A 9,434-nucleotide genomic window follows, 5' to 3' on the forward strand; every position below is an offset into this window, starting at 1 on the left:
GTTTTGTAGAACAATCCGACTGGTGCCCCTAAATAAATTTTCAATTTGCCCGCTAACCTTCCTACGCTCTGCTAGATATTTAGTTGCGCTGCCCCCTCACACCCCCCTTCGAAGGACCGTTCAAGATGCGCATGAACTTGCCCGTCACTGAGCACGAAAGAACTTTCACCCCCGAGCAGCGCCTGATCTCCACCACGGACCTCAATAGCCGCATCACCTACTGCAACGACGCGTTTGTCGCGATCAGCGGTTTTACCTACGACGAACTGGTCGGCCAGACGCATAACCTGGTGCGTCACCCTGACATGCCCCCCGCCGTATTCGGCCATATGTGGGAGACCATCAAGCAAGGCAAACCCTGGATGGGGGTGGTCAAGAACCGCGCCAAGAACGGCGACCACTATTGGGTCAGCGCCTATGTCACGGCGATCTACGAAAACGGCCGCATCAGTGGCTACGAGTCGGTGCGTTCGGTACCGACCCGCGAGCAGATCCGCCGTGCCGAAACCCTGTACGCGCGGCTGCGCGCAGGCAAGTCCCCGGCGCCCTGGGCCGCTCGGTTCGGGCGCGGCCTGGCCGGTGGCGGCCCCTTGATCGGCGCTGGCCTGCTGTCGGCGGCAGGCTACCTCTGGCTGCAACCTTATCTGGCGCTGGGCGTGCTGATGACCAGCTTGCTGGTGGCTTGGTACCTGCTCGAACGCCAGCAGGACCAAAGGATCCGCCGCACGCTTGCGGAACACCCGAAGGCGTTCACCAGCCCGCTGGTGGCCCTGACCTACAGTGACAACCCTGGCCTGCTGGGCCAGCTTGATCTCGCCATCATCAGTGAAGAAGCGCGCCTGCAAACCGCGCTCACCCGCCTCGTGGATGCCGGCGTCGGGGTAAAGTCTCGCGCCGCGCAATCGGCCGACCTGTCCGATGCCCAGGCACAGATGCTCGACCGCCAGCGCAGTGAGACTGACCAGTCTGCCACGGCTATCGCGCAGATGGCCGCGACCATCCAGGAGGTCACCCACAACGTGCAAAGCACGGCTCATGCCGCAGGTGACGCCGACCAGCTGGCCCAGCACGGCAGCGAGCTGGCGCAGCAGAGCCTGAAGGCCATGGGCAGCATGAACGAGGCGGTGAGTGACATCGGTCAGGCGGTCAATGCCCTGGCTGAGCAGACTCAGTCGATTGGCAGTGTGGTCGACGTGATCACCTCCATTGCCGAGCAGACCAACCTGCTGGCGCTTAACGCGGCGATCGAGGCGGCCCGGGCGGGCGAGCAGGGCAGGGGCTTTGCCGTGGTCGCCGACGAGGTGCGTTCGCTGGCCCAGCGTACACGCTCTTCCACCGATGAAATCCATCAGATCATCGCCTCGCTGCGTGCTGGCGCGGTGCGGGCAGTGAGCACCGCCAGCCGCGGCGAGCAAATCTCGCGGGACAGCGTGCAGAGTGTCGAGGCGGTGCAGACGGCGCTGGCCGGGATTGCCCAGGCGGTCAGCCGCATTACCGGCATGAGCCAGCAGATGGCCACGGCGTCGGAGCAGCAGAGCCATGTGGCCGAGGATATCAACCAGCAGATCGTGCGCATTGCCCAGCTGTGCGACCAGACGGCAGGGCAGGCCAAGCAGGGGGCCGAGATCAGCCAGGACCTGGAGCGCATGGCCGAGTACCTGCATAGCCTGGCCGAGCGCTTCAACCGCTGAGGGCCTTGGGCCCGCAAAGCGGGCCCAAATTTCCAGCCTGTGGCAAAATCCGTCCGCCAACGGAGAACCCCATGCCCAGACCCCGCTGCGAGCGCTGCCAGCGCCCGCTCGATCATTGCCTTTGCCCACTGATCCCCAGCCTTACCAGCCGCACCCGCGTGATCCTGCTGCAGCACCCCAGTGAAACCACCCACGCGCTGAACACCGCCCGCCTGGCCGCCTTGGGCCTAGTCAATGCCGAGCTGCGCGTCGGGGAAGTATTCGCTGATCTTGCCGAGCTGTTGGCGGACCCTGGCTATCGGCCCGTGCTGCTGTTTCCGGGTGAACAGGCGCAAGCGCTGGCAGCGTACGGCGAAACGGACGACAGGCCATTTATGTTGATCGTCCCCGACGGTACTTGGCGCAAGGCACGCAAGCTGCTGTACCTGAACCCGATGCTCGACGCGCTGCCTCGCGTGACCTTGGCCGAGGTGGCGCCATCTCGCTACCGCCTGCGCAAGGCACCGGAGCCGGGGGCGGTGTCGACCATCGAGGCGGTGGTGCAGGCATTGAACGTGCTGGAAAGGCCTGCGAACTTTGATGGCCTGTTGCGGCCGTTCGAGGTGTTGATCGAAGGGCAGATCAAGGCCATGGGCGCCGAGACATTTGCTCGCAATCATGGTGAAGGTTGAGGTCTTGCTTTTTTCTGTTGCGGCCCCTTCGCGGGTTTCCCCGCGAAGGGGCCGCAACAGAAGAATCACCTTTCCCGCAGCGCCTCGGTCCGCGCCTTGAGCACCGGCTTGAGCAAATAATCCAGCACACTCTTCTGCCCAGTGATGATATCCACCGTGGCGACCATCCCGGGAATGATCAGCAACGGTTTGTTGTCCCCGCCCAAGTGGTTCTTCTCGGTCCTCACCTGAATCAGGTAGAACGCATTGCCCTTGTCATCGGTGACGGTATCGGCGCTGATCAGCTCCAGCTTGGCCTTGAGCCCGCCGTAGATGGTGTAGTCGTAGGCACTGAACTTGACCATCGCCGGTTGCCCCGGATGCAGAAACGCGACGTCCTGCGGCCGCACCTTGGCCTCGATCAGCAGGTTGTCCTCGATCGGCACGATCTCCACCAGGTCGCTGCCCGGCTGCACCACGCCGCCGATGGTGTTGACCTTGAGCAGTTTGACGATACCGCGCACCGGTGACACCACGGTGGTGCGGTTGACCCGGTCGTCGATGGCGATGCTGGTGGCGGCGATCTTGGACAACTCGGTGCGTTTGTCATTGAGCTCCTTGGCGGCGTCCGAGCGGAAGCTTGCGTCGGACTCCTCGATCTTGCTCTTGATCTCGGCAATCGCCGCCTCGGCACGGGGAATGGCCAGGCTGGTGGCATTGAGCTGGCCGCGGGCTTCCACCGTGCGTTGCTTGAGGCGCAGGATCTCCACCGGCGATATGGCGCCTTTGCTCACCAGTGGCGCTGACATGTCCGTTTCCTGCTGCAGCAGTGCCACGGCCGAACGGTATTGGTCGACCTTGGAGCGGAACTCGGCCAGCTCCTGGTTCTTCTGCCGCAGCTGTTCGTTGAGGGTCTGTTTTTCGCTGGCCAGGCGCCGCTGGCGCGAGCCGTACAGGGCAATCTCGTCTTCGGCGACCTGGGGCGCCTTGCTGCGTACTTCGTCCGAGAGCACGAACGGCCGGCCTTCGGCTTCTGCCGACAGGCGCTCGACCTGGGCGGTCAGGGCATAACGGTCAGCCTCGCTTTCGCCTTTGTTGGACTTGAACCGGGTGTCGTCCAGGCGCAGCAACGTGGCGCCCTTCTCGACCATCTGGCCTTCGCGCACGAAGATTTCGGTGACGATACCGCCTTCGAGGTTCTGCACCACCTGCACCTTGCTCGACGGGATCGCCTTGCCTTCGCCGACCGTCACTTCGTCGAGCACCGCCAGGCTGGCCCAGGCCAGTGCCACCAGCAGCAGTGCCGCAGTCAGCCACACGGTCAGGCGCGACAGGCGCGGCGAGTCCTGCAGGGTGGCGCCGGCCAGTTCCGGCATGTAGTCGCGTTCGGCACGTTTGTCGGTGCCATGGCTGCTGCGGATGTTGTGGCTCAAGGACATGGCCTACCTCATGTGTCTCAGTGGCAAGGCGCGGCCCCTGTGGGAGCGGGCGCGCCCGCGAACACCGGCAATGCCGGTGCCACACACCGCGGTGTCTGCTTCGCGGGCACGCCCGCTCCCACAGGGTTGAGTATGTTGAGTCAAAGGGCCGAGCCGATACGGCCCTTGCGCAAGGCGTCGACAACCGCATCCTTCGGCCCGTCGGCGACGATCTTGCCGTTGTCCAGCACCACCAGCCGGTCCACCAGGCTGAGCATCGAAGTACGGTGGGTAACCAGCAGCACGGTCTTGCCCGGTACCCAGGCCAGCAAGCGCTGGCGCAGTTGCTCTTCGCTGCTGTTATCCATATGGCTGGTGGGTTCGTCGAGGATCAGGATCGGTGGCTCCAGCAACAGGGCGCGGGCCAGCAGCACGGCCTGGCGCTGGCCGCCGGAGAGCAGTTGGCCGCGCTCGCCCACCGGGCGGTCGAAACCGTTCGGGTGTTGCCGGGCCAGCTCGCTGACGCCGGTCAGTTCGGCCACTTCAAGCATGCGCGCATCGCTGATGTGGCGTGCGCCCAGTGTCAGGTTGTCACGCAGGCTGCCGGCCAGCAGCGGCAGGTCGTGGGCCACGTAGCCGATCTGGCTGCGCAGGTCGGCAATGTCCAGCTGGCGCAGGTCGAGGTTGTCCAGCAGCACCTGGCCTTCGTCGGGGTGATGGAAGCCCATCAGCAGGCGGCCCAGGGTGCTCTTGCCAGAGCCACTGCGACCGATGATGCCGATACGTTCGCCGGGGGTAATGGCCAGGTTCACATCGTGCAGTGCCGGGCTGACTTGCCCTGGGTAACGGAACGTGATGTGGCTCAGCGCCAGGCCACCCTTGAGCGCGGTGTGTTCCAGCGCCTGCTGGTCGAGCTGACGCTCCTGGGGCAGGGCCATCAGCGCGTCAGTACTGCGCATGGTCAGTTGCGCCTGCTGGTAGCGGGTGATCAGCCCGGCGATCTGGCCGAGCGGGGCGAGCACCCGGCTGCCCAGCATGTAACTCGCCACCAGGGCGCCGACGCTGAGATTGCCGGCGATGATGCTGTACACCCCGGCGACGATGGTGGCCATGCCGCAGAACTGCTGGATGAACAGCGTGCCGTTGCTGGCCAGCGACGACAGGTTGCGGGCGTGGGCGTCGAGGCGGGCCATGGCGGCGTTGGTGTGTTCCCACTGGTATTGGCGTTCGCTTTCAGCGCCGCAGGCCTTGAGGGTTTCCAGGCCGCCCAGGGTTTCGATCAGCAGGGCCTGGCGCACGGCGCCGAGGCTGAGGCTTTTTTGCACGGTGTCGCGCAACCGGGCCTGGATGATCAGGGCAAAGCCCACCGCCAGCGGGAAGGCGATCAGCGGGATCAGCACCAGCCAGCCACCGAGCAGGCCGATCACCAGCAGCATCAGGGCCACGAAGGGCAGGTCGATGAGGCTGGTCAGGGTGACCGCAGTGAGGAATTCGCGCAGGCCCTGGAAGTCATGGATGCTTTGAGCAAAACCGCCGATGGTGGCGGGCTTGGCCTTCATGGCCATGCCGGTGATGCGCTCGAACAGGGTGGCGGAGAGGATCAGGTCGGTCTTCTTGCCGGCCTGGTCCAGCAGGTGGGCGCGGACCATGCGCAGTACCAGCTCGAAGGCGGTGCCGATGAACAGGCCGGCGACCAGCACCCACAAGGTCGACAGCGCCTGGTTGGGCACCACGCGGTCGTAGGTCTGCATGACGAACAGCGGCACCATCAGGCCGAGCAGGTTGATCAGCAGGCTGGCCAGCAGGGCGTCGCCATACAGCCAGCGGGAATGGCGCAGGGTGTCGCGGAACCAGGCGTTCACCCTCGGTAGCAAGGGGGCGCGCACGTCTTCCAGGGTATGCCGCGGGCGGGCGAATAGGGCGTGGCCGCTGTAGGCCTGCTGCAGCGCCTCACGATCCACCCATTGCTCGCCGCCTTCGGCTTCGCAAGGCAGGATCAGCGCACGGCCGTCATCGCCCCAACGTTGCAGCACCGCGCTGCGGCCATTGTCGAGCAACAGCAGCACGGGGAGGTTGAGCGCCGAAATGTCATCCAGGCCCCGTTCCAGCACCCGACCTTGCAAGCCAGCACGCGCTGCCGCCCGTGGCAGCAGGTCGGCGCCCAGGCGCTGCTGGGCCAGGGGCAGGCCGCTGCACAGGCTGGCGCGGCTGGCCGGGCGGCCGTGCAGCCGGCACAGTATCAGCAGGCCGTCGAGCAGTGGGTCATCGACATCCGGACGCGGTTGCGCGCTTTGCATACTGGTCACGATGGCCTACTCCCGCCAGGGTGGATGGGGTGCTGTGCAGGTGATCCGTGCCAGTGCGGGTGCCGCTCAGCGCATGTCGGGCAATCTGGCTTCGGTCCGCACCTCGTTATTGGCGATAGCTTCCGGAGGTAGCGAAATACGCTTCTTGCTCAGCAGTTCGCCCATGTTCGCCAGAACCCGGTACATCGAAAACTCTTCGGTGTAGCGCACTTCGGTGTAGCGGCGGTTGGCGTTGTACAGTTCGTTTTCGCTGTCGAGCACGTCGAGCAGGGTGCGCTGACCGAGGCCGAACTGGTCTTGGTACGCCGCACGCACGCGCTGCGTGGTTTCAGCGTATTCACGTGCCGTCGGGATCTGCTTGTGGGCGTTGTTCATGGCGTTCCAGGACAGGCTGAGATTTTCGGTCAACTCGCGCAGCGCGTTGTTGCGAATGTCCAGGGCCTGGTTGATCTTGTGTGCATCGGATTGCAGCCGCGCCTTGTCACTGCCGCCACGGAACAGGTTGTAGTTGAGTTCGACGCCGGCCTGCCAATCGTTGTTGCTGTGGCCCTTCTCACCACCGAGGTTGTTGTTGGCACCTGTTGCCAATACCGCGTCCAGGCGCGGGTAGAAGGTCGACTTCGCAACTTCATACTGCTGTTCGGCAGCGTTGACGTCGGCCTGTGCCGACTTGATGTAGGGATTGTTCTGGCGCATGCCTTCGCGCGCTTCGTCGAGGGTGCCGGGCATGTCGATCTTGATCGATTGCGGCCCTTCCAGCTCGTCGGGCTGGCGGCCTACCACGCTGAAGAAATTGGCCTCGGCGTCGGCAAGGTCGACTTCGGCCGTATCCAGGTTGTTTTCTGCCAAGGCGCGACGGGCGCGGGACTGGTCGAGGTCGGCCGTGCTACCAACGCCACGCTCGCTGCGCAGGCCGATCTGGTCGTTGACGCGCAGGTGTGCTTGCAGGTTGTTCTTGGCCAGGTCCACCAATTCACGGCGTTTGAGCACCTCCAGGTAAACCTCGATGGCACGCAAGGCGACATCCTGGGCGATGGCCTGGGTGTAATAGGCGCGCGATGTCGCTACTGCCTCGGTACGGCCCACTTCATTGGGGGTGTTGAAGCCGTCGAAGATCATCTGCCGCAGGCGCAGTTCGGACTGTGTGTAGTTGAGGGTTTCCTTGTTGTGATTTCTCGTGCCGTCCGGGTTGAGGCCGCGGGTGTTGAGGTTGTCCGAGCGTTGGCGGCCATAGCCGGCGACGAGATCCACGGTCGGGTAGTAGCCACCACGGGCGAATTTGACATCCTCGTCTGCGGAAAGCTTGCTGTTGCGGTTGGAGCTGATCTGCGGGTGGTAGTCCACGGCACTCTGGATAGCTTCGTTGAGGGACATCGCCTCAACGTTTGTGCATGCCATGGCCACCAGCATTGCGCTGGCGAGGGGGGTTAAAACGCGCATGGGGTTACTTCTCCCTGGTCACAAAAAATTCCTGCTTTCCGTCAATAAAATGACGAAATTTATAGTTCAAACCGTTTCATAGTTGTAACAACAGAGCTAAGAACATTAAACGCGCGAGCTAAGAACATTTTTTCATAACACCTATGCGAAAAAAAACTTATGCGGTCTAACGAAAGCAAGACATTGTTTCATCCAAGTGAATTGGTGAGCCGTTGCAATGCACGGTCTACAAGCACTGCAGAAAGTTCCAGATTTTTTGCAGCTAAGGACGTGGAGAGGATAGGTCATTGCAGTATTTGGCGACAAAAAATTGGCATCTGCTGATGGCCAATTTACATTACTACTATCGCCAGATGGGTACCTGAGAGAACGATTCTCACCGTTGAGACTTTTCGGACTCCAGCCCACAACCTGCCTCCACAACGTCATTGGCTGATGTAGCCGGTCAGCAAGGGGAGGCATTCGCTCATGGCTAAGTTAGTCGGTGTGGTCAGCAAGGTAATGGGTCAGGTATTCGCAGTCGCCAACGGTGGTAGTCGGCGTCCCTTGATCGAAGGCGACCGCCTGTACGCAGGCGAGCAACTGGAGACGGGTGCTGCGGGGGCCGTGGCGGTGCGCCTGGAGAATGGCGCCGAATTGACCTTGGGCCGCGACAGCAGCCTGGCGATGACGCCGGACCTGCTCACCCACCAGGCACACCATGCGCAGGGCCACGACACTGCGCCGAGCGACGCGCAACTGAGTGATGTGGAGCGTATCCAGCAGGCGATTGCCGCCGGTGACGACCCGACCCAGAGCGCCGAGGCGACCGCCGCCGGCTCAGGCAGCCCCAGTGCTACCGGGGCGCTGGGAGGTGGCCACGGTTTTGTCATGCTCAGTGAAGTCGGTGCCCGCGTCGATCCAGTGGTGGGCTTCCCGACGGCAGGCTTCAATGGCGTTCCCGAGCTTGCCGATCGCGAATTGGGTGGCCTAGACCCCAGTAATGGCCGTTCGCTCAACGGCCGTTCAGTGGATGGCAGCGATGGCAATGGTGGCTCCCCCTCTACGGAGCCTTCCGTCCCGACAGTAGACGAGAATCACCCTGTCTCCTTCTTGGGGCTGGATATCGCCCCCGGTGAGCTGAGCCTGAACGAGGCTAACCTGCCGCTGGGTTCTGCCAGTGATGCGGCGGCATTGACCCAGCGGGGCAGCTTTACTGTCGTGGCTCAGGATGGCGTCTTCAACCTCAGTGTTGGTGGCATCAACGTGGTGACGGGCGGTGTGGTGACCGGCGTTGGCCAGTCGATCGCCACCGGCTTGGGTAACATCCTGACGATTACCGGCTACAACCCGAGCACTGGCGAGGTGAGTTACAGCTATACGCTGACCGCATCCGGGCAACATATCGAGAACGACGGGGCCAAATCGCTGACCGAGCACTTGCCGGTGCTGGTCAGTGACAGCGATGGCGATGTCGCCCAGGGCTCGCTGGATGTGATCGTCCACGATGATGCGCCGCAGGCGTTCGATGATGGCAACGTGGTCACGGCGACCGAGCAGCAAGTCGAGCTGACCGGGAACGTGCTGACCAACGATATCCAGGGCGCCGACCGCGTGGTGGGTGGTCCTGTCATCGCCGGTACTTACACTGGCTCCTACGGCACACTGGTCCTGGCCGCAGACGGTTCCTACACTTATACGCTCAACCCCAACGCCCCGGACTTCAAGAGCCTTGGCGGTGGCGGCAATGGCGTGGAGAACTTCACCTACACGATCAAGGACGCTGACGGCGACACCAGCACGGCGACCCTGACGCTAAATATCAGCAACCTCAACGACCCGGTCACCCTCGATGGCCTGGATGTGCAGAACGGCGAGCTGAGTGTTTACGAGAAAAACCTGAGCGACGGTACCTCGCCGGATGCGGATGCCCTGACTCAGCAAGGTAAC

6 protein-coding genes are annotated in these 9,434 nt (G+C 63.2%); 3 read left to right on the plus strand and 3 right to left on the minus strand.

Features of this window, described 5'->3' with window-relative positions:
• The first annotated feature begins 125 nt into the window (after positions 1-125).
• The gene (locus APH28_RS25830) at positions 126-1,691 is read left to right on the plus strand and encodes a PAS domain-containing methyl-accepting chemotaxis protein (protein WP_060513266.1); all 1,566 of its coding nucleotides are present in this window, start codon (positions 126-128) and stop codon (positions 1,689-1,691) included.
• A 71-nt stretch (positions 1,692-1,762) separates the two neighbouring features.
• The gene (locus tag APH28_RS25835) at positions 1,763-2,362 is read left to right on the plus strand and encodes a tRNA-uridine aminocarboxypropyltransferase (protein ID WP_060513267.1); all 600 of its coding nucleotides are present in this window, start codon (positions 1,763-1,765) and stop codon (positions 2,360-2,362) included.
• A gap of 65 nt (positions 2,363-2,427) precedes the next feature.
• Here the strand turns inward: APH28_RS25835 and APH28_RS25840 are convergent, their stop codons facing one another.
• The 3 genes from APH28_RS25840 to APH28_RS25850 all read right to left on the minus strand — a co-directional run bounded on the left by APH28_RS25840 (position 2,428) and on the right by APH28_RS25850 (position 7,505).
• On the minus strand, positions 2,428-3,780 hold the full coding sequence (locus APH28_RS25840) for an HlyD family type I secretion periplasmic adaptor subunit (protein ID WP_060513268.1): 1,353 nt from the start codon (positions 3,778-3,780) through the stop codon (positions 2,428-2,430).
• A 140-nt stretch (positions 3,781-3,920) separates the two neighbouring features.
• On the minus strand, positions 3,921-6,056 hold the full coding sequence (locus APH28_RS25845; RefSeq protein WP_156340955.1) for a type I secretion system permease/ATPase: 2,136 nt from the start codon (positions 6,054-6,056) through the stop codon (positions 3,921-3,923).
• 75 nt (positions 6,057-6,131) lie between these two features.
• Positions 6,132-7,505, minus strand: a complete 1,374-nt coding sequence (locus tag APH28_RS25850; RefSeq protein ID WP_060513270.1) for a TolC family outer membrane protein — start codon at positions 7,503-7,505, stop codon at positions 6,132-6,134.
• Positions 7,506-7,973: 468 nt separating this feature from the next.
• Between APH28_RS25850 and APH28_RS25855 the strand changes: the two genes are divergently transcribed.
• Positions 7,974-9,434: retention module-containing protein (locus tag APH28_RS25855; RefSeq protein ID WP_156340954.1), on the plus strand; the 1,461-nt coding region annotated here is incomplete at its 3' end.

The sequence above is a fragment of the Pseudomonas sp. NBRC 111124 genome, from assembly GCF_001320245.1.
GTDB lineage: Bacteria > Pseudomonadota > Gammaproteobacteria > Pseudomonadales > Pseudomonadaceae > Aquipseudomonas.